The sequence below is a fragment of the Acinetobacter sp. WCHAc060042 genome (assembly GCF_003231195.1).
Lineage (GTDB): Bacteria > Pseudomonadota > Gammaproteobacteria > Pseudomonadales > Moraxellaceae > Acinetobacter.
The window spans coordinates 61,164-81,218 of the sequence record NZ_QKVN01000005.1; the positions used below are offsets into that span (position 1 = coordinate 61,164).

Sequence of the window (20,055 nt, forward strand, 5' to 3'; positions counted from 1 at the left end):
ATGTGGGCTTTTTAAATGTTCCACATGGAACATGCTTAGAACTTATAAAAAAGGGTTATCAATTTCCCCTGTCTCTGAACGCTGAATTTTTTCAGGAAGTTGAACCTCGCTTTCTAGCTGTTGCACGATGGCATTGATATAGCTCTGTAGTGCCTTGGCTGCTGCTAAACCCACTTGGTCTTTGGTGAGTTGTAAGTTGCCATAAATACTGACACAGTCCACGTCATTATCAAGAGTCAAGTCATGAATGGCATGTGACTCCGCTCCCTGTATAAAAGGTTTAAACATATTATTTTTACTCTTATTTATGCTTCGGTCATCGAATAAAACAGCCGAACCCATACACATCCAGCTGCTTAGAACTTTAACGTAACAGCTGCAAAATATATTGCAACAATACGTCAATCAATTGCTTCACAATAGCATCCTGTGTAGCCGAATCAATGCCTGTACTGTTGGTCTGATCTGTGCTTTTTGCACTCGACTGACTCGACCCCGACTTAAAGTCTTTTTGTAACGCTTTGAGCTGCTCTGATGAAACATCTTCCGCACACTGGCTTTCTGCATCCCAATGCGAATATTGAATAGCCTGTTGAGCTTTGACAGCATTGGCTGTCAGCGGGAGTTTGTAGGTATTGCGCTTTTGTTCTTCTGTCAGTTGCGGAAACAGATTCATTCCCAACTGCTCTTCCAAATAGCAAACACTGACAACTTTTACCTGCTGTGAATTATCATTCGGTGCATAATACGCCCCAATCGCCCCTGTTTTTGGCATATACACAGCCTTATAAACCGCACTCGGAACAATCACTCCCTGTCCAATGGTTTTAAGCTTCTTGCCCTGAAATACAGGTCCTGTCACTACAAAAACATCAAGCTTTTGTTTGGTCACAATTGCGCGCGTCGCCTCTTCAAGTTCACGCCAGACCTGCTGATTATTTTTAGGGGCTTGCGGTACCATATTGGCCAAAGAAAAACTGTCGAATTGTGCATCTTTATTCGGCATATCGGCATTAGGCGCCATGTGTCCACGGTCATAGCCTGAGCCTCGATAGTCGGATAATGTCGCGCGATGGGTTACCGCAACATTTGATTCCTCATGGAAATTATCCTCGCGCGGGATTTTCTGACTCAGACGTTGTGGCGTCAACGCTTCTGCTACCCACAGTGGTGTTTTTGAAACACCCGAATACATGACATTAAAACCATTAAAGCACAGTGCATAACTGTGTTTGCTCAAACTATCTTTCAACAAATAGGGCGGAGTTTCTCGGTAAAACTGCTCTAAACAGGCTGCATTGGAACTTGGACTTAAAGAGACGTATTGCTGAATTTTTTCCTGACCAAAGGCAATTGCAAAACTTCCTGTTGCCACTAATCCCAAGATAAATTTCAGCCCATTTTGATTAAACATTTTAGATACAGACTGACCTGAACCGCTTTTCTTCTTCGCCATCACAACTACATAAACATCTATTTTTCACGAGCTTAACAATCAGCGTATACGAAGTATATCGCTCTAAAGCTATTCGCATAACAATTAAACAAAACTGCAAATTTAGATGATTTTGCATGTAACAAAATGTCTTTTTTGTAGAGTTTTTCTACGGCAACGTGATGCGATTGCGTATCTTTCATTGCTGTCACTTCAAATTATATGCCAAGGTAAAAAGGAATCGAACAAATAATACATGCCTTTTACGGAGTTCTTATGCATTCTAAAATTTTAATGTCAATTGGTTTAATCGGTACAGTGGTCAGTGCTTCTGCTTTTGCTGAACCACCTATTCAACCCGGCGATACTTTGGAAAGTCTATCTCAAGCCAAAATAACCACAACAGTGAACGGTCAACCAGGCTCAATTCAAGAACTCGTAAATTCAGGGCAAATTAAATTACTTAAACCGAATGTTGCAAATGTTCCCGCTCCTGTGAATCAAGCTACTCAGGGTACGCCAAATGACCAAGCTATGATGCCAACTACAACTCAGACTGAGGCGCCCGTACAACAAGTGATGCCTGATGCATCAGCTCCACAAGAAATCGCCGCCACGCCTACTGAACAACACCCTCTAGCACCGAATGCCGAACTCTCAGCACAACAAGCTGAAGCAGCACTTAATGATGCTGTCGCACCAACGGCAAATGTAGATATGAACACTGCACCAGCGGCTACACCTCAGCTCGATTCTTCGGCTGAAGCACCTGTAAATGCAGTTGAATCTGACTCATTGCCGTCACCTGATGCACCCGCTCAAGCTTTGCCAGATGCTTCAATGGAACAACCCATGCAAGCGATGCCTGAAGCACCAGTCAATGATCCAATGAACTAAGATCACAATTCATTTATCCTCCAAAAAAAACCAGCGTAAACGCTGGTTTTTTTAAAGTTTAAATCTCGATTTGACTACCTAACTCAACCACACGGTTCGGCGGGATTTGGTAGAAGTCACTCACCGGACTGGTATTTCTTTGCATCGAAATAAATAATTTCTCACGCCACGGCATCATGCCCTCACCCACCGTACTGATGATCCGCTCACGTGAAACGAAGAAACTGATTTGCATCAGGTTATATTCAAGCTCAATCGCTTGATAAACGGCTTCAAGTGCATAAGGAATGTTCATTTCGTCTTTAAAACCATAATACAATTCAACGCGATAGAAATGTGGATTCATGGTTTCAACATGGAAACGATTTTGTTCCTCTACATACGGCACATCCTGAATTTTGACTGTCAAAATGATGTTCTTTTGATGTAACACTTTATTGTGCTTCATATTGTGTAGCATCGCATGCGGTACAACAGTCGGTGTTCCAGTTAGGAAAACAGCCTCACCTTCAACCCAGTTGGCCTGTTCACCAATACTTTGTACAAATAAATCCAGCGGTAGAGTATCTTGCTGAAGTTTAGCAAAAGTTAATTCTCGACCTTGCTTCCACGTCATTAATAATAAGAAAGCAATACCACCAATCAGCAAAGGGACCCAACCACCTGAAAGCACTTTAAGTGAGGTTGCACTGACCAAGACCAAATCTAAAGTTAAGAATGGAATAATCAGCAGTACCAATTTTGGCATGCTCCATTTCCATGTATAACGAATAAATACAGCAATCAGCAAAGTGTCACACAACATAGTCATCGTCACGGCTAAACCATAGGCATGAGAAAGCTGCGAGCTGGTTTGGAAAATCAGAATCAGAATAATAATTGACGCTAACAAGACCCAATTCAGCAAAGGAACATAAATCTGCCCCTGCTCTAAATCTGACGTATGTTTAATATTCAAACGTGGCAAATAACCCAATTGAATCGCTTGACGAGCCAAAGAGAATACCCCTGAAATCACCGCCTGAGAAGCAATGACCGCAGCCATAGTAGCCAAGAAGATCATAGGGTACAAAGCCCACTCTGGCACTAAAAGATAGAACGGGTTTTCAATGGCTGCTGGATCGCGAAGTAATAAAGCCCCTTGCCCTGCATAATTGAGCAATAAACAAGGTAAAACCACAATAAACCATGCCAAGCGAATCGGTACTGGTCCAAAATGTCCCATATCTGCATACAGTGCTTCACCACCCGTTACTGTCAGTACCACGGCTCCCATAATAAAAAACGTCATTAAAGGATGGGTCACAATAAATTGAATGGCCCAATGCGGACTGAGCATGCCTAAAACCAAAGGCGTTTGAATAATGCTCGAAATTCCAAGTATGCCGAGGGAAAAAAACCATAATAAAGTGATAGGCCCAAAGAATTTACCGACAAAAGCGGTTCCATATTTTTGCATCACAAACAAAGCTGTGACCACACTAATTGCAATCGGCACAATATAAGGGTCTAGAGCATCTGTTGCGATGGATAAGCCTTCTACAGCAGATAAGACTGAAATAGCTGGGGTGATAATACCATCCCCAAAGAATAGTGAAGCCCCAATAAAACCAATCGAAATTAAAAGCAATTTTCTACGATCACTAAAATTCGTATTGCGTAAATTGAGTGCAAGCAATGCCATGATGCCACCCTCACCATTGTTGTCTGCACGCATCACAATCGCAGCATATTTAATGGTAATGACCATCGTCATAGTCCAAAAAATAATCGACAGAATACCCAAAACATTCTCTGGGTTAATTCCTAGACCATGTGCAGCATGAAATGATTCTTTCAATGCATAGAGTGGGCTGGTTCCAATATCCCCAAACACAACCCCTAAAGCTGCCAAGGTAATCGCAGGCAGTGCGGCTTTTTTTGCAGTACTTTGCATAATCTTGTCTTCAATTATCGACACTATTTTTGCGAATCATATCATTGAGCTAAAACTTTTGCTCGAATTCAATTGTTTCACCTTGTCGATAGCCATGTTTTTCGATATTATCCTCCGCCATGGTGAAGTGTCCGAGTGGCTGAAGGAGCACGCCTGGAAAGTGTGTAAACGTTTATAGCGTTTCGAGGGTTCGAATCCCTCTTTCACCGCCAAATTCAACTCTTATGAAGTCCCATAAGGTCTAAAAAAGCTTAAATCTAAAAGGTTTAAGCTTTTTTTACGTCTTATACAATCTACTTGATCTATTGCAAGCTTGATGCAGTTGGGGGTATAACTAGGGGTATAATATTTTACCCCTAAAATTATACCCCCAATTCTGTGGAATTATTGCCATGCTTACAGATGCTCAAGTCAGAAAAATAAAACCTTCAGAAAAGAAAACCAAATACTCTGATGAAAAAGGGATGTATCTAGAGGTCACTCCTTCTGGAGGAATGCATTGGCGAATGAAGTTCCGTTTGAATGGAAAAGAGAATATCTTCAGTATTGGTACATACCCTGAAACTACGCTTGCACAAGCTCGTCGTGCTAGAGATGAAGCACGATTAAAGCTTAAAGATGGGATTAATCCCAATAAAGAGAAAAAGCAAAAGAAACAACAAGCCGATGAAAGCACTCTTTTCAAAGCGCTTGCTATGGAGTGGATGGAGGATCGTAAGGCTGTCATTAAAGAAGGTACATATTTACGTGACCTATCTGTATTTGAAAAAGACCTTTTCCCTGCTTTAGGTAATATACCTATTGATCAGATTAAAGGAAAAGATGTCCTTGCTTGTGCTAAGCAAATTGAAGCACGTGGTGCTCAGGAGATGGCTAAACGCTCTATTCCTTTAGCTGGGCGTATTTTTCGTTATGCAATCCGTAAAGGACTTATTGAGAACGACCCTACACCCCACCTTCAAGAAGCTCTCAAGCCACGTAAGGTAAAACATATGGCTCGCCTAGATATTTCTGAGTTTCCGCCTTTCTTAGAACGGATGGATCGTTATCATGGCAATATCTTGGTTAAGACAGCTTTACAGTTTATGACTCTAACATTTGTAAGAACTGCCGAGCTCATTAACATGGAATGGAATGAGATTGATTTTGATAATCGTTTATGGAGAATTCCAGCTTATAAGATGAAAATGGCTTTACCACATATTGTTCCTTTATCTAGGCAGGCTATTGAATTACTCAAAGGGTTACAGCCCATTACTGGTAATAAGCAATTTGTTTTTTATAACCACAGTACCGCTAAGCCTTTGAGCAACAATGCTCTGTTAAGTGCGATTCGCACCATGGGATATACGGGAAAAATGACGGGGCATGGCTTCCGTGGACTTGCATCTACTACACTACATGAGCAAGGCTATATGCATGATGCAATTGAAATACAGTTAGCACATACTGTCGGAAATGCCGTCTCTCAAGCCTACAACCATGCACAACATTTAGAATATAGAACTAAGATGATGCAGGAATGGTCAGACTTTATTGATAGTTTGAGAAACAAAATAGTGCCTTTTCCGAAGCAAAAGATAGGGTAAATAGTCTATGCAATAGGCTAAATTTTTGGGCTATTTTGCAACGATGATATTTTTTCTCTTCAAAACTTCTAAAAGTTTCTATAGTAGGCTTTTTATTCCAGTAGCCACCGAAGTGGCTACTGGAATAAAGTTAAATATCATTTTAATAAATAATTAAACAATATATTGAATATGTAGAATGATCTAAGATTACCTTGACTTACAGTTTCCTTATAATACAGCTGTAACAACTTGATCTATGTTTGTACGTTGCTCATTTTCATCAGCAAATTTATATTGGTCTATTCTTTGCCCATTAATTGTCCAAGCCAAAAGAGCTAAATTCAATAAAACTTGCTGACGCTGTAGAATCTGCTCCTTTTTCCATTCAGTAAAAGCATACTTATAATCATGGATAAATTGATTGGTTGAGGTATTTTTACCAATACTAAACTCATTATCTAGCATTTTACTCAGTACTAATGCTGAATTTTTATACTCAGATTGCTTTTGTTTAAACCAATCTGCACTTAGGTTATTAAAATTATTAACCGCCTGATTAATCTGACTTTCTAATAATGTCACATTACCTAACATATAAACTTGGCCACTATATTCTAAATAGTCAGCCCCATACTCTTCAGGAATTACATCAGCCTTAGGTGTCTGAGGTAAAATATGTTCAACTTGCAGACTTTGGATAAATCCATGGTCCTTGAGTGGCATATTACAAAGCTCAGCCGCTTTATTTTCCAATGTACCTAGAATATAACGCAGACGATAAAGCGGATTAAAAGCATCATGACGTTTCGTTAAGAAGGTTTGTTTAAATTCTGCCGCCTTTTTAGTTATATATTTTGCAATAGTTTTTTCAACAGCAACTTTTACCTGTTCAATGGTTTTTAAGCCACGGAAATATTGCACCCATATACTAAAATTGTTCTCGTTATATTTTGCCTGTATACCTAATGTATTACTCACAAAAAACAAAGTTTCTAATTGTTTTGCAAGATAATTGATCACTTCATCTTCACAATTAACATCTAAGGCCAACAACAGTAATAAGTGCTGTCTGGACATATATTTATTAATGTAGCCTATATTAACTACAGCAGGGTAAGCTTGATGATGATCAGCTAAACTTGTCGCATTAACTAATTTTGAATAGCGTTCTGAAGCACTCAATAATGCATTTACAAATTCGATTGGTTTATTTTTATAGTTGATTAATGGCTCACCCTCAGAAATGATCCATTTATAAATATCTTCCTCACGTAGAATTCCATTATTACAGTAACGTGCCATTAAGAAATATCGTAGGAAGCGTAATGGGTTCTCCCCTTCCTTACATGCATGGATATTTCCAACAACCATTTTCCATTTAGATTTGATATCCGGAAAATCTTTTTCATTAGCTTCACTAAAAATAAGATTTTTAACCAAATCCATAGCATCCAGGCTTGCCCCACGCTGATTACTGGTTTCAAATATTTTCAATGCGCCATGAAGGTCCGCAGAAACAATAAAAACTAGGACAATTTTATTAAAAAAGAAAGTAATAAAATCAACTAGATGCTCTTGTCCTTCATTCTTTAAACTTGCAATATATTCATACATCGCATCATAGGCAGCCTGCATTTTTTGAATAGATGGCGTAACTTTACCTTTGTATTCTTTTTTATGAATAAGATAGCCTAAATAATTTTGGCTTTCTTCGTATTGCAACTCTACACGGTTTTGATGGGTTGCCGTTTTCATATTGAAAGTCGATAACCATGATTTAATCGCGTTATAAAAGTTTTCAGCAGATTCAGTACGGGTAATACTTTCTAAAAAATCTTTTAATGCACAGAGAGTTAGTACAATTGTAGTAAGACGTTGCTGACCATCTATGACATCATAATTATCCTGTTTTTTAACAATAATTACAGACCCTAGATAGTAGCTCGAATCATTATTTGAAGTTTCAAAAGCATTATCTATATCTGTGATGAATTGTTTTACTTGATCATTAGCTTTCCATACATATTCCCTTTGATAATCAGGAACAATAAAGAATTGATTAATATCTGAAATACTTTTTACTTGGGCATCAATTTGCATTCTCTTTCCCCCTCTCTCTAAAATTACCCACCACTCAACATATCAAAGATCACTCTCGCAAATATGCTGGCTTTCGCCGGATCAGACAGCAACTGCATCATCTGTTCCTGATGTGCCGCACTACTGCCAAGAATGGCATCATCCATGGCTTTCGGGAAATCCCCCAGCATGGCCTGTTCGCGGGTATTGTTAGCGATCTGCTTCATGACAATTTCATTCTCAGCCAGTTTGTCACGTACCGTATAGGCATAGTTGAGCATATCTTTATCAGTCAGGTTATCGGTGATAAAGACATCATTCAGACGCTCTATAATCTGTGACAGGAATTCTTCTTTCTTATCACGTGGCTTGGCTGCACCGAGGTCATTGCCCGGTTCCAGCTTAAAATCTTCGGCATCTTCTTTCAGCTTGATGTCCTGCTGACGGATCTTGGACAAGCGGTAATGGCTCATGCTGACATTACTTAAGTCCACCTCATCATCTTTCGTTACGGTTTCACGCAGCAATGGACGCAGGTTACGCGCATACAGACTGAGCTTCTCCAGTTCTTTGTCATCGTAGTCCACGATCTGCGACATAAACTCGTAAAAACGAGTAAAGCTTCCCAAGTCTTTTTTAAAGATTTCCAGCTTGTCTTTTTCAAGCTTAGCCTCTTTAAAGGCATTGTCGGCATTGGCAATCAGCACCGCATCATTGGTTTTCTTGCAGCGTTCCAGCATGTCACGGGTGGTGTTATAGGCTTCGATGGCCTGACTATAACGTTTCTGCCAGCGTTCAACCGCGGGTTTGCAGATATTACTGATCGCAGCATTGGATTTGTTCTTGGTAAAAAAGGCTTCTACAAACTGTTCAACTTCCGTCCACAGAAAAATCTTGGTAGCTTTCAGCTTTTCCAACAAGTCAAAGATCTGATCCGGATTCGATACATCAGCCAGTTCTGCCGTTTGATAGTAAGGCTGGAAGGCCCCAAGAATGTCTTCAGGATCGTTAAAGAAATCCAAGACAAAGGTGCCAGATTCCGCTTTGCCCGGATAGGTACGGTTCAAGCGTGACAAGGTTTGTACGCACTCAACACCACCCAGCTTTTTGTCTACGTACATGGCACACAGTTTCGGTTGGTCAAACCCAGTCTGGAACTTGTTAGCCACCAGCATCACCTGATAGTCATCGCTATCAAAGGCCTTGCGCATTTCCCGTCCTTTCAGCCCCGGGTTCATGTTGCGTTCGTTAAAGGTCTGCCCGACTAAACCACTGCTGTCGGTATCCTTGTCATTAAACTCAACCTCACCCGAAAAAGCGACCATAGCCTGAATAGACTTGTAACCCTGATCCGTCACGTATTTGTCAAAGGCCAACTTATAACGCACCGCTTCTTTACGTGAACTGGTCACCACCATGGCTTTAGCCTGCCCACCCAATAAGCCCATCACGTTATTTTTGAAATGCTCGACAATAACTTTCACTTTCTGAGAAATGTTGTGGTCATGCAGGCGCACCCACTGATTCAGTCTGATCTTAGCTTTTTTGGCATCGACCTGTTTGTCGGCTTCTTCAATTTTCTGTTTGAGCTTATACACCACTTTATAGTTGGTGTAGTTTTTTAGCACATCCAGAATAAAGCCCTCTTCAATGGCTTGGCGCATGGAGTAAACATGGAAGGCTTCCGGCTTGTTTTGCTTGGATGCTGGTAGCTCAGGATTGGGTACACGGCCAAACAGTTGCAGGGTTTTGTCTTTCGGTGTCGCGGTAAAGGCATAGTAGCTGAGGTTATTACTGCCCTTACGTGCAGCCACCACCGCATCCAGAATATCTTCCGAAGACAGTTCAGCATCCTCTTCGCGCTCTTCCAGCATCAACACTTCTTTCAGTTGTCGTGCCGTAGAGCCGCTTTGTGAAGAATGCGCTTCATCGGCAATCACCGCATAACGTCGCTGTTTCAGATTGGTACTGTTTTCAATCGCACGCAGCACAAAGGGGAAAGTCTGGATGGTCACAATGATAATCGGCTGTGAGGTTTCGAGTGCCTTGGCCAGTTTTTCCGATTTGGAGCCATCGCCTTCTTTATTGTTGATGCGTCCGACCACGCCATCGGCATGTTCAAACTGGTAGATGGTGTCCTGTAGCTGGGCATCCAGAATGGTACGGTCAGTGACCACAATCACTGAATCAAATAGTTTCTGATTATTGTGATCGTACAAGGTAGACAGCTGATGCGCTGTCCAGGCAATCGAGTTGGACTTACCTGAACCTGCACTGTGCTGAATCAGATATTTCTGTCCAGTGCCCTCCTCTAATGCGGCATTGATCAGTTTGGTGACCACATTCCACTGGTGGTAACGTGGGAAGATCAGCAGTTCTTTTTTGTACTTGCGGCCTTCCCAGTCTTCTTTTTCTTCAATTTGCAGATGGACAAAACGTCCAATGATATTCAGCAAATTGTCCGGTGTGAGGACTTCATTCCACAGATAGGCCGTAGCGTACTGATTCTGGTCTTCTGGCACATCATTGCCTGCGCCACCGTCATGCGTGCCTTTATTGAATGGCAGGAAGAAGGTATCTTCTCCGGCCAATTGGGTCGCCATATAGACTTCGTATTGACTCACGGCAAAGTGTACCAATGCGCCACGCTTAAACATCAGTAAGGGTTCAGGCTTGTTGGTTTCTGGATCTTTGGGCAAGCGGGTGCGTTTGTACTGCAACATGGCATTCTGTACCGCCTGTTTAAACTCGGACTTGAGTTCCAGAGTAGCAACAGGAAAGCCGTTAATAAACAATACCAAGTCAATACGCCATTTTTTGGCCTGTTTGCCCATGTCCTGTAACTCGGCAGCCGTAGCATACGGGCTATAGACCAACTCTGGCACAATGCGGCAGATGTTCTTTTTGTAATTGGCTAAGGTATCGGGATTTAGCGCATGTTCTGGTTTAAACTGACAGAGGAAAAAACGTGCGCTGCGGGTTTTCACTCCGTGACGCAGTACACCCAAAGTGCCATAGCTACGGGATTGTTCATCAGTGGCATTGATGTCGGCTTTCTTCAGCTGGGCAACCACGGCTTCTAGAAAATGCCGTTCGGTATCATTTGGAAAGATGCGCTGGAATTTCTGCCAGTCCTGGCTTTGTGTCTGCTGCACAAAGTCTAGTACGTCCTGCTCATACAAGGCGGTTTCACGGTTGTAGCCTTGTGGCGTACCGAGTTGCCAGCCCTGAGCCAGCATCTGCTGAATGATGTCGTTCTGGAAAATACTTTCACGGGTGGCGTCTAGACTCATGCACTTAACTCCGTGTCTGCCTCAGCAAGCGTTGGAGCTTGCCAGTTGTGAACGTCAATTTTACCAGTGACAGCGGCTGAGATTAAGGCAGTTCGGCGTTCTTTTAATAAATTAATTGTTTTGTTGGCATTAATAATTAACTGTTCGAAGTTTCCATCTTTTTTAGTGAGAAACTCCGCAATATTTTTTTGTTCTTCATAACTTGGAAGTACGACTGGTAATTTCTTTAACAATTCCTGACTTAAAGAAGCTCTTGTTACCAAATTCATTTCTTTCACAAAAAATGCTCTGAGCAATTGATTTCGGAATAAAAACTGTGAGTACTCTGGATAAAAGATATTTTCATTTGGCCTGAATCTAATAAGAAAACCAGCAAAAGTTGCATGCTTGACATCACGCAGGCACGTCGAAGAAAAACCAATTTCCTCAATAGTTTCTGATGTTCTAGTAAATAAAACATCTCCACGAATAACTGAATATATCTTTTTGTCGTTTTCTGTAGACTGTACTAAGCCTTCAAAGTTTTTAGGTAATGCAGTGTTTCGATACACATCACCATAACTAATAAACGGTGAACCCGATCCAAAATACTCTGCACCAATATTAATTCCATTTTGACAGCTACCTAAATACCGTAATTGCCTTACATCCCAATGCTCCGGCACGTTCCCTAACCATTCCACACCCGAATCTTTCATCAGGACATTCGGATCGAGTCCTTTGGTTACGGCATGACTAATCACCGCTTGGCGTTTTTCTTTCAGCAGTTCAATCAGTTGTTGTTGTTTTTCAATTAAGTGATCGATTTTGGTGGTTTCATGGTCGAGGAAATCTAAAATATTTTTTTGTTCATCTAACGTAGGTAAAGGAACATATTTATTTTTTATATCTTCCCAATTAATAGCTGCTCGATGCTCTAGTATTCCATTTCCAAAAGTTGCTAAATATTTTTGGAATGGGGTATTTTCAAAAATTCTTAAAGCAAACCTTTCTAAAAAAACATCTTTTTTGGCTTGTAAAACAATATATACAGGACTACAAATACCGTCGTAAGGTGACATTCCATAAGAGCCAATAGCATAATTCATACTATTGATTACTAATTGACCTTTCCTAACAATTTTACATTTAGATAAATCATCCGGCTTCTTATTTCCAACATCACCTTTATCTTCATATTTGATCACTCCAATATTCGCCATTAATGACAAATAATTGTCCAATGCATTATTAGAATTTTTTTCAACAATATGATCTACGACTGCTCTACATGGTACTAATGCCCAATGCTGTGGCACATTACCCAACCACTCTACCCCTGAATCCTTATATTCAGCATAGGTCTGATACTTTGCCATTATGAATGCACCTCTTGTAGCAGCTGCATAATCTCGGCACTCACCGCATCCAGATCCGCATCAATCTCAGCTAAATCACGTGGTGGCTGGTACACGTAGAAATGACGGTTAAATGGAATTTCATAACCGACAATACCAATCTCGCCATCTTTTTCATCACGCTTGTCGGCATTGATCCAGGCATCCGGCACGTGTGGCTGTACTTCACGTTTGAAGTAATCTTCAATCAGCTCTGTAGTGCTGACTTTTGGATTCAGTGCAATGTTCTCCGCATCACGCAAGTCACCATCCTGCACAAACTCCACCACTTTGCCTTGGTAGCTAAACTGGCCATACAGTGGGTTTTCCGCCTGTTTCAGCACCTTGTTAATCACCGGTTCTGCTTCAGGATTCTTCCAGGTAATGGCATCTAACAACTGTTTCTTCTCTTTAGCATCCAACTTGATGTCGGTTTGCTTGAGGGCTTTTTTCAGCACTTCATCAAACTGGTTAAAATCATCAAACTGCTCAGTGCCAATCACGTCCTGTAAGGCTTGGGCTTTTTCCATCAAGGCTTTCTGGAATAGCCAAATTTTGCTGTCCAGTACCTCTTTAATGTCTTTTTCTTTTAGCTCAGGGAACTCGGCTTTAATCAAGGCACGGACTTCAAGCGCCACATCCTGCAACTGACCATAAGTTTCTGCTGTCCACGCTGTACCAAAGGCTGTGCCCAATTGCGCATCGATACTTTGCATCACGGCATTAAACGGTTTTGGCGCAAAACGTAATGCAGCAATCGCAATATCCGTGATCTGTGCCGATAAACGTAATGGACGTTCAATGGTCACGCGACGGTAACCAAATTCGTGACTGTCAAAGATTTTGCTGGCAAATGGTTTTTGCTGTTCGGTTTCGCCATCGTTTGCCAAAGTATCTACCGCGACAAAGTCACCGTAATTTTGGGTAATGGTGGCAATTTCAGCTTCAGTCAGATAGTTACGTTTTGAACCTAGCGACTTACGCATTTTGGTACTGAGGTTTGAGGCATTAATCAGCTGTACCTTGCCTTTACGTTCAGCGGCTTTTTTATTGCTGAGTACCCAGATATAGGTGGCAATCCCGGTGTTGTAGAACATGTCGTTCGGTAAGGCAATAATGGCTTCCAGCAAATCGGCTTCTAAAATATAGCGACGGATCTCACTTTCGCCACTGCCTGCACTGCCAGTAAACAATGGTGAACCATTCAGGATAATCCCGATGCGGCTGCCGCTCTCGCTACTACTGGCATCACGCATCTTGCTGATCAGGTGCATCAGGAATAATAGTGAACCATCCGATACCCGTGGCAAGCCAGCACCGAAACGTCCATCAAAGCCCTTGTGTTCATGCTCGTCCTTGATGTCCTGTTCGATCTTTTTCCAGTCCACGCCAAAGGGTGGATTCGACAGCATGTAGTCAAACTGATCCACAGCAAGCTGGTCATTCGACAGGGTGTTACCCAGTTTAATCCGGCTCACGTCCTGGCCTTTGATCAGCATGTCGGCTTTACAGATGGCGTAGGATTCTGGATTGAGTTCCTGACCAAAGGCACGCATCACCGCATTCGGGTTCAGCTCATGCAGATATTCCATCCCTGAAGACAGGAAGCCGCCTGTTCCCGCAGTCGGGTCATAAATGGTACGGATAATGCCGTCTTTGGTCAGCACATCATCATCTTCCATAAACACCAGTGCCGTGGTCAGACGCACGATGTCACGCGGGGTAAAGTGTTCCCCTGCGGTTTCATTAGAACCTTCGGCAAAACGACGGATCAGTTCTTCAAACACCAAACCCATGTCATGGTTGGATACGCTCTTTGGACTCAGATCCGTGGTGGCAAACTTTTGCACGACTTTATACAAAAGGTTGGCATCATCGAGGAGGCCCGCAAATTCGATGAAGTTAAAGTATTCAAAAATCTCACGGGCATCTTTAGAGAAACTTTGCACATAGGTGCTTAAGTTGGCCTTGATATCACTCTGCCCCATTTTGCTGAGATCCATTGGGGAGGTGTTAAAGAAGGCTAGACCGTTGGTGGCACGCAGCAATAACTTTTCTTGTGCTTCTTCTGGCAGATTCAGCTTGGAGACTTTTTCATGTTCTGCCAGTACCGCAGCCTTGCTTTCTTCCAGTACACATTCCAGACGACGCAACAAGGTGAATGGCAGAATGATGCGGCCATATTGCGATTGTTTGAAGTCACCACGCAGCAGGTCGGCAACCGACCAGATGAAAGAAGCGATTTGTGAAAAGTTATTGTTGGTCATAGTGTTCTGAAAAATCCTGGTTCTTATTTGACGCAGTAGCATCAACTGAAAACTTGCTTACCTTTATCTTACTGAAATTTTGTTGAACTTTTGGAAAAAAATAGTGATTAATCACTGAATTGATTTCACTCAGCGACAGAAAATGTCGTTTAAAGCATCTTTTGATTGTAGTAGTGAATGGCTTGATTCATTTTATTCTTTAGATTTTTAACATTTCCATAGTTTACTGAAAACCAAAAAATAAGGGAGCCGAAGCTCCCCACTTTTATTCACGATTTTCCAGCTTATCTTCAATCCATTGATTTATTTCCCAAGCTGACCAGCCAATACGAGATTCACTTAGTCGCACAGGCTTTGGAAAAGTAGGATCGTAGTATTTTGATTTCTCATTGATCATTTCATAGATTTTAGCTCGACTAATACTTGTAAATTGAACCACCTCTTTAATATTAACGATTTGATTCATCGGGAAAGTTTGACCTACAAATGCATTCATGATGTTTACTCCTATCTCATGATTTCGAGCAACTCGCTCATGAGATACGGCAATCTCGTAAGGTTTTACCTTGTCTGATTTAATTCAAAGCCGTCACAGACCCTTTCAATCCCTGCTGAATATTAAATTCAGGCTGCGTTTCCTCAATCTGCTGGCCTTCAACAGGCTGATAAAACTCTTCAATTACATCCAAACCTTCCTCCATGTCTACGTCCATCCTTCCATTCCCAAAACCCTTCCTTGCGGTAAAGTCTAAAGCTTCCTGATAAAACCCAGCCTGCTTGCTCTGTTCATCAATTTGCTTCGCCTGAATAATCGCTTCATTCAAGCTAATCCCTTCCCTTAACGTTAGATCCACGTAATACACCGGCTGACGATAACTCTGTGTCGTACTCTTGCCCCGCAATATCAATTGCAAGGGTAGACATGACAACAAGCCTCCTGAAGCTGCATGGTAATAACTTAAGCGTGCTGCCAAAGTCCGAATACTATTAAAGCCTGTAGTTCTAAAGATGAAGGTACCAAACTCATCCGATTCATCTAAGTTCACATGCAAACGCCCGTAGGGCTTGCAGTTCCCTCCTTGAGCCAATGGACATAAATCGGGGGATGGACAGGGATGTTGCTCCACGCCTTGGTTGGTTAAACGTTGGCAGGTTTCTCCATTACCGACACAGACAGGTCTTCCAGTCTGTCGGTCAAACAGGCTGTATTCTGCACGCAGGTTTAAATCTGGATCATTAAAGATCATTCTGACAGGGATTGAACGTAGCTTTTGATTCGGAGCATTCGCTCGCAGCTGATCATCCAGTGGATGTTTGATCCAGCCTTCTTTGCTTTGAATCTGGGAAGTAATGGTGAACTGGTCATCCTTTTCCGGTAGGCGTTTACCATTCTTCTCGATCATCCGACCGATACTGATCCGTCCGAGTATTGGAGGAGTAATTGCTAAACCTTTAATCATGTTGATATTCCTTAATGTATTACCTTACAAATTTGGGTCTATGTATGTAGGTCAGAACAAGGACCAAATAAGTTACCCAAAGAATGTAGAGCCAGATAAAGTGCTACAGAGATCGCGACCGATTTGCTCTCTACCGAAGGGTAGAGAGCGGGGAGCGATTTTTGTGAATTTTTGATTTGGTGCTGTGTAAATAGGACTTAGTCGGTATAGATGTTGAATCGACGACTACCCTGCTTTTCAAGTGGATAAAGCTCGATGAGTTCAGGCTGGTGCTGAAGCAATGCCTTGGTGTTGAGGCTGATAGAATCCTTAGCTTTCTTCCAGACTACTGAGCCATGTGCAAAGACAGCCCTTTCTTTGTCTTGCATCATCATCTGAATTTCATGTTTAAGTTGGTCAAAGCGTTCCTGCTGATGCTGAATCTCTTCTTTCATTTTGATGAGCTGGTCGAACATCAAATTGGCATTTTCATTTTGCGAAAGATCCTCTACCGTTAAAGGTACATGCGCTGGATAGAGTTGTTGAATCGCTTTAGCTGCGGATTCACTTGCATCCACGGATGGTGGTGTATCCTTTTCCACGCATTCCCAGAAATATCGTTCTGCTTGCACAATATGTTCAATCACGGATTCTGATCGTGTCACTTTGAAGATCTTGGTTTCATGCCCACAGATCAAGACACAAACATGCGCTGCCTGTTTACCTGTTACCGCAAGTTGGTGTTGCACCTGACACAGCACGTATAAAGGCACACCATCTCGCCACAATTTTGCTCCATGCTCACCTGCGGTTTTGCATTCCAGGATCTGAACGTCCTCACTACCGACCACGCTGTAATCCAGATTGGCTAACATAAAGTGTTTATCGGGATCAGGATGCTGAAGTACCGCATTGATCCGTCGCACCTTATTATGGGTGTGCATGCTATAGAACTCTGCCACCAAAGGTTCCAGCTGCTTACCCCAATACAACGGCGCTACACCTGAACTTTCATCTTCTATGGATTGAGCCTGTCGTCCGGTTTTGATTAGCCAGAGTTCCAGCATCGACATATAGGGATTAAGACCACAGGCAGTCGCGGCATCACTGCTACCAATACCTTGTTTACGCACTTCGAGCCAGTCCTGATATTCCATCCCTTTGGTATTAACCAATCGCTTGGCTGCTGTTGAGCGTTTGGTCGTGATAGTTGGATTGACTACAATTTTTGATCCTAGAGTCGTAGGCTGATGGGAAATATGTACAATTTGATTCATGGAATTATCCTTATAAATTCTGATCTATGTAAAAGAAATGCATAAAAAAGCCATACCCGACACAAGGTCGGGTATGGCGATATGCATGCTTATTAATTGAAAGGGGTTACATGAGTGCTCTGATGAGCATTTGTTTGGGGTGACTTGATTTCGACATAAGTAAGTCAGTTCATTTCAGGCGATCAAAGCAAGCGCTTGCTCCAATCCTCTTTGTTTCACACCCGCACCTGCACCGAACCAAGCTGAGTCAAGACGGTGATCTGTACTCATGGCACGTCGTTCATGATCCACAAATTCCGTGATCGAACACAGTAAGCCATAAGCCGTGTCTTTGGCTGATAACAGGTCAGCACCGCGACCTTGACCATTAAACATCTCCAAAGCTTTATTCATGGCACGACCATTCGGTTCAGGCTTTTTCTCCTGAGCTTGCTGCGCGACATTGCGATAGAACTGAATGATGTTTTCTTCAGGATCAGAAATTGACATGGTGCTGTTATTGAACACGGCATCAAAGTAGGCCTTGGCTTCCTGCTGACTCACCTTACGCTGTGTGAGCTGTTTCATCTCATACATGTGCTCATCCCAAGCACGAACTGAAACACCCAATTGCTGTTTCACTTTCTCTGCATCGAACTTGGTGCTATGTGGCACTTTTACTACACCTGCACTACTGCTCTGCCCACGTAAGGCAATCGCCAAAGTGTTGTTACAGACCACCCGGATACTGGTGAACTGTGCTGTCGTTGCCAAGGTGCCATCACACGCAGTAGCCAGCAGGATATAACCATTACTGACATCCTTAGACTTTAACGCGGTACTTTGACCTGTACGCGCTAATGCCCAGAACTTCTTCCCACCTTTCAGCACCCCTGCGGTTTCTAGCTCAAAGCCTGATTGTTCAGTCAGATCCCGATAAAACTCCAGAATCTCTTTAGGCTGAACTTCCTGATAACGCTGACTGACCACAGATAAAGGTGCATGGGTATCTGAACGATACAAGACACGCTGCTCTTCAAATGGCATGATGATGCTTTGGCCACGTTCATTCTGTGCCATATAGCTGACATTCGAGGATTCAATCCGCCAATCCATTCCAGCTTGCTGTGCCCAGACTTCCAGTGGTTGATTCGGACTCAGCTGATTACCGAGACCATGCCAAGGGGTTTCGCCAACATAGGCGATTTGTTCGATTTGATGTGCCATCGTTCTTATCTCCTATGCTAATTCAACGAAAATTCTGCTGACAGTGATTGCAGTGATAATAGGTCAGCGTGATCGGCTTTTTAGGCTCATCAAACACACTACTGAATAGGCCACCAATGACTGCACCTGCAAGCCCGCCAAGCAGTGGTGATACAGGCAAAGGTAAACCCTTTGAAAGGGTTGCACCGATAGTTGCGAACGATGCAGATGCGGCTAGACCTGTAGAATCAGATCCACTCACCTGCTGATTAACCACTTGAATAACCTGATCCGAAAAACAATAAGGACAATTTAAACTCATAATATATACCTCTAGAAATGACAAAGGCTCACCGATTGGCAAGCCTTGCAAAGTATTTAAAACCTCGTTTTCATCTAGATAATGTATATCTAAAATACTTTTCAATTCGCTGAAATTATATTGCTTTAACAAATTTGAATTAATATTATATAAGAAATTTTTATCTTAAAAATCAATATACTTAACCAATAAAAACTGAGAGCACCATGAAGTTAAACTTAACATTATTATTAATAAGTAGTCTTCTACTCACTACAGCATGTAGTAAAAGCAATAAGGGGATTGAGTCCGAAAAACCCAATGTAGAAGATGTTGCTGCGACAGATCAGGATAGCCGCCTCAACGATATGAAAGCTGATATTGAATCTAAGGGGCCCATTGCACTACAAGATTGGATTAATCAACAAGTTCAAGAAATGTATGGAACACCAAATCCCTATACTATTGAAATTAAGAATTTAAAACATGTTGATTCTATTAAAGACAACAATACTGAAATTTTTAATTGGGATGTAACTCTTTCAAACTTAAGTACAGGTCATAGCTTTAATTGTGAAAGTGAAGAAGTTACTTTGTCTCCTGATGCTATAGAACCAGGTGTCACACTCTCAAATAGCTGTATAGGCGAATTAACTACTAATCTTGAACAATTACCTCAATTTCAAACACAGCAAATTCCGACCGAATCACCTATCAAAATCAACTTCCTCCCGAATGAAAGCTGGGATCACATGTCTAATTTAAAAGTCCAAGCTACTGTTGATGCTGTGACAATTACAGGTGTGAAAGTAAACAGAGGTAATTGTAGAGTTAATAAAATAGAGCCAAATCAGGTCTTAAATTTACCACTTAGTTTTTCTGGTGCAAGAACCTTTACACTGTATTGCAACCCTAGAGATATTTTAGAAGTTGAAATTAATACAGATCAAGGTGTATGGACTTTCAAACCTTAACCTGCTTTAAAAGGCCCAAACAATA

At 41.9% G+C, this 20,055-nt stretch carries 15 protein-coding genes and 1 tRNA gene; 4 read left to right on the forward strand and 12 right to left on the reverse strand.

Going from position 1 to position 20,055, the window contains the following annotated elements; all coding sequences use genetic code 11:
* Positions 1-42 precede the first annotated feature (42 nt).
* Both DPG01_RS03540 and DPG01_RS03545 read right to left on the reverse strand, forming a co-directional pair.
* On the reverse strand, positions 43-288 hold the full coding sequence (locus tag DPG01_RS03540) for a hypothetical protein (protein WP_086209089.1): 246 nt from the start codon (positions 286-288) through the stop codon (positions 43-45).
* 76 nt (positions 289-364) lie between these two features.
* Positions 365-1,456 carry a DNA/RNA non-specific endonuclease gene (locus tag DPG01_RS03545; protein ID WP_110974200.1) on the reverse strand — a complete coding sequence of 364 codons (1,092 nt, stop codon included), beginning with the start codon at positions 1,454-1,456 and terminating at the stop codon, positions 365-367.
* 255 nt (positions 1,457-1,711) lie between these two features.
* Here DPG01_RS03545 and DPG01_RS03550 point away from each other — a divergent pair, with 255 nt between their 5' ends.
* Positions 1,712-2,332 (forward strand): hypothetical protein, encoded by a 621-nt coding sequence (locus DPG01_RS03550; protein WP_110974201.1) that lies wholly within the window; start codon positions 1,712-1,714, stop codon positions 2,330-2,332.
* A 58-nt stretch (positions 2,333-2,390) separates the two neighbouring features.
* Here DPG01_RS03550 and DPG01_RS03555 read toward each other — a convergent pair whose 3' ends face one another.
* Positions 2,391-4,268 carry a potassium transporter Kup gene (locus tag DPG01_RS03555; protein ID WP_110974202.1) on the reverse strand — a complete coding sequence of 626 codons (1,878 nt, stop codon included), beginning with the start codon at positions 4,266-4,268 and terminating at the stop codon, positions 2,391-2,393.
* A gap of 121 nt (positions 4,269-4,389) precedes the next feature.
* Here DPG01_RS03555 and DPG01_RS03560 point away from each other — a divergent pair.
* Both DPG01_RS03560 and DPG01_RS03565 read left to right on the forward strand, forming a co-directional pair.
* Positions 4,390-4,480: transfer RNA gene (locus DPG01_RS03560), tRNA-Ser, on the forward strand.
* Between the two features lie 180 nt (positions 4,481-4,660).
* Positions 4,661-5,857 carry a tyrosine-type recombinase/integrase gene (locus tag DPG01_RS03565; RefSeq protein ID WP_110974237.1) on the forward strand — a complete coding sequence of 399 codons (1,197 nt, stop codon included), beginning with the start codon at positions 4,661-4,663 and terminating at the stop codon, positions 5,855-5,857.
* A 210-nt stretch (positions 5,858-6,067) separates the two neighbouring features.
* Here the strand turns inward: DPG01_RS03565 and DPG01_RS03570 are convergent, their stop codons facing one another.
* The 9 genes from DPG01_RS03570 to DPG01_RS03610 all read right to left on the reverse strand — a co-directional run bounded on the left by DPG01_RS03570 (position 6,068) and on the right by DPG01_RS03610 (position 19,077).
* On the reverse strand, positions 6,068-7,939 hold the full coding sequence (locus tag DPG01_RS03570; RefSeq protein ID WP_110974203.1) for a DUF262 domain-containing protein: 1,872 nt from the start codon (positions 7,937-7,939) through the stop codon (positions 6,068-6,070).
* 23 nt (positions 7,940-7,962) lie between these two features.
* On the reverse strand, positions 7,963-11,211 hold the full coding sequence (locus tag DPG01_RS03575; RefSeq protein WP_110974204.1) for a type I restriction endonuclease subunit R: 3,249 nt from the start codon (positions 11,209-11,211) through the stop codon (positions 7,963-7,965).
* Positions 11,208-12,569 (reverse strand): restriction endonuclease subunit S, encoded by a 1,362-nt coding sequence (locus tag DPG01_RS03580; protein ID WP_110974205.1) that lies wholly within the window; start codon positions 12,567-12,569, stop codon positions 11,208-11,210. The genes DPG01_RS03575 and DPG01_RS03580 overlap by 4 nt, the downstream gene beginning before the upstream one ends.
* On the reverse strand, positions 12,569-14,854 hold the full coding sequence (locus DPG01_RS03585; RefSeq protein ID WP_110974206.1) for a type I restriction-modification system subunit M: 2,286 nt from the start codon (positions 14,852-14,854) through the stop codon (positions 12,569-12,571). The genes DPG01_RS03580 and DPG01_RS03585 overlap by 1 nt, the downstream gene beginning before the upstream one ends.
* A gap of 265 nt (positions 14,855-15,119) precedes the next feature.
* Positions 15,120-15,350, reverse strand: a complete 231-nt coding sequence (locus tag DPG01_RS03590) for a helix-turn-helix transcriptional regulator (RefSeq protein WP_004884796.1) — start codon at positions 15,348-15,350, stop codon at positions 15,120-15,122.
* A 79-nt stretch (positions 15,351-15,429) separates the two neighbouring features.
* On the reverse strand, positions 15,430-16,314 hold the full coding sequence (locus DPG01_RS03595; RefSeq protein WP_110974207.1) for a hydrolase or metal-binding protein: 885 nt from the start codon (positions 16,312-16,314) through the stop codon (positions 15,430-15,432).
* A gap of 197 nt (positions 16,315-16,511) precedes the next feature.
* Positions 16,512-17,570 (reverse strand): YqaJ viral recombinase family protein, encoded by a 1,059-nt coding sequence (locus DPG01_RS03600; protein ID WP_110974208.1) that lies wholly within the window; start codon positions 17,568-17,570, stop codon positions 16,512-16,514.
* Positions 17,571-17,744: 174 nt separating this feature from the next.
* Positions 17,745-18,776, reverse strand: a complete 1,032-nt coding sequence (locus DPG01_RS03605) for a DUF932 domain-containing protein (protein ID WP_110974209.1) — start codon at positions 18,774-18,776, stop codon at positions 17,745-17,747.
* Between the two features lie 22 nt (positions 18,777-18,798).
* A complete protein-coding gene (locus DPG01_RS03610; RefSeq protein ID WP_110974238.1) occupies positions 18,799-19,077 on the reverse strand; it encodes a hypothetical protein in 279 nt (92 codons plus the stop codon).
* Positions 19,078-19,283: 206 nt separating this feature from the next.
* Between DPG01_RS03610 and DPG01_RS03615 the strand changes: the two genes are divergently transcribed.
* Positions 19,284-20,030 (forward strand): hypothetical protein, encoded by a 747-nt coding sequence (locus DPG01_RS03615; protein ID WP_110974210.1) that lies wholly within the window; start codon positions 19,284-19,286, stop codon positions 20,028-20,030.
* The last annotated feature ends 25 nt before the right edge of the window (positions 20,031-20,055 follow it).

Coding starts and splice junctions, on each gene's coding strand:
- DPG01_RS03610 (WP_110974238.1), bottom strand. CDS start 19,077: ATGAGTTTAAATTGTCCTTATTGTTTTTCGGATCAGGTTATTCAAGTG.
- DPG01_RS03550 (WP_110974201.1), top strand. CDS start 1,712: ATGCATTCTAAAATTTTAATGTCAATTGGTTTAATCGGTACAGTGGTC.
- DPG01_RS03590 (WP_004884796.1), bottom strand. CDS start 15,350: ATGAATGCATTTGTAGGTCAAACTTTCCCGATGAATCAAATCGTTAAT.
- DPG01_RS03540 (WP_086209089.1), bottom strand. CDS start 288: ATGTTTAAACCTTTTATACAGGGAGCGGAGTCACATGCCATTCATGAC.
- DPG01_RS03585 (WP_110974206.1), bottom strand. CDS start 14,854: ATGACCAACAATAACTTTTCACAAATCGCTTCTTTCATCTGGTCGGTT.
- DPG01_RS03570 (WP_110974203.1), bottom strand. CDS start 7,939: ATGCAAATTGATGCCCAAGTAAAAAGTATTTCAGATATTAATCAATTC.
- DPG01_RS03575 (WP_110974204.1), bottom strand. CDS start 11,211: ATGAGTCTAGACGCCACCCGTGAAAGTATTTTCCAGAACGACATCATT.
- DPG01_RS03555 (WP_110974202.1), bottom strand. CDS start 4,268: ATGCAAAGTACTGCAAAAAAAGCCGCACTGCCTGCGATTACCTTGGCA.
- DPG01_RS03545 (WP_110974200.1), bottom strand. CDS start 1,456: ATGGCGAAGAAGAAAAGCGGTTCAGGTCAGTCTGTATCTAAAATGTTT.
- DPG01_RS03565 (WP_110974237.1), top strand. CDS start 4,661: ATGCTTACAGATGCTCAAGTCAGAAAAATAAAACCTTCAGAAAAGAAA.
- DPG01_RS03615 (WP_110974210.1), top strand. CDS start 19,284: ATGAAGTTAAACTTAACATTATTATTAATAAGTAGTCTTCTACTCACT.
- DPG01_RS03605 (WP_110974209.1), bottom strand. CDS start 18,776: ATGGCACATCAAATCGAACAAATCGCCTATGTTGGCGAAACCCCTTGG.
- DPG01_RS03580 (WP_110974205.1), bottom strand. CDS start 12,569: ATGGCAAAGTATCAGACCTATGCTGAATATAAGGATTCAGGGGTAGAG.
- DPG01_RS03600 (WP_110974208.1), bottom strand. CDS start 17,570: ATGAATCAAATTGTACATATTTCCCATCAGCCTACGACTCTAGGATCA.
- DPG01_RS03595 (WP_110974207.1), bottom strand. CDS start 16,314: ATGATTAAAGGTTTAGCAATTACTCCTCCAATACTCGGACGGATCAGT.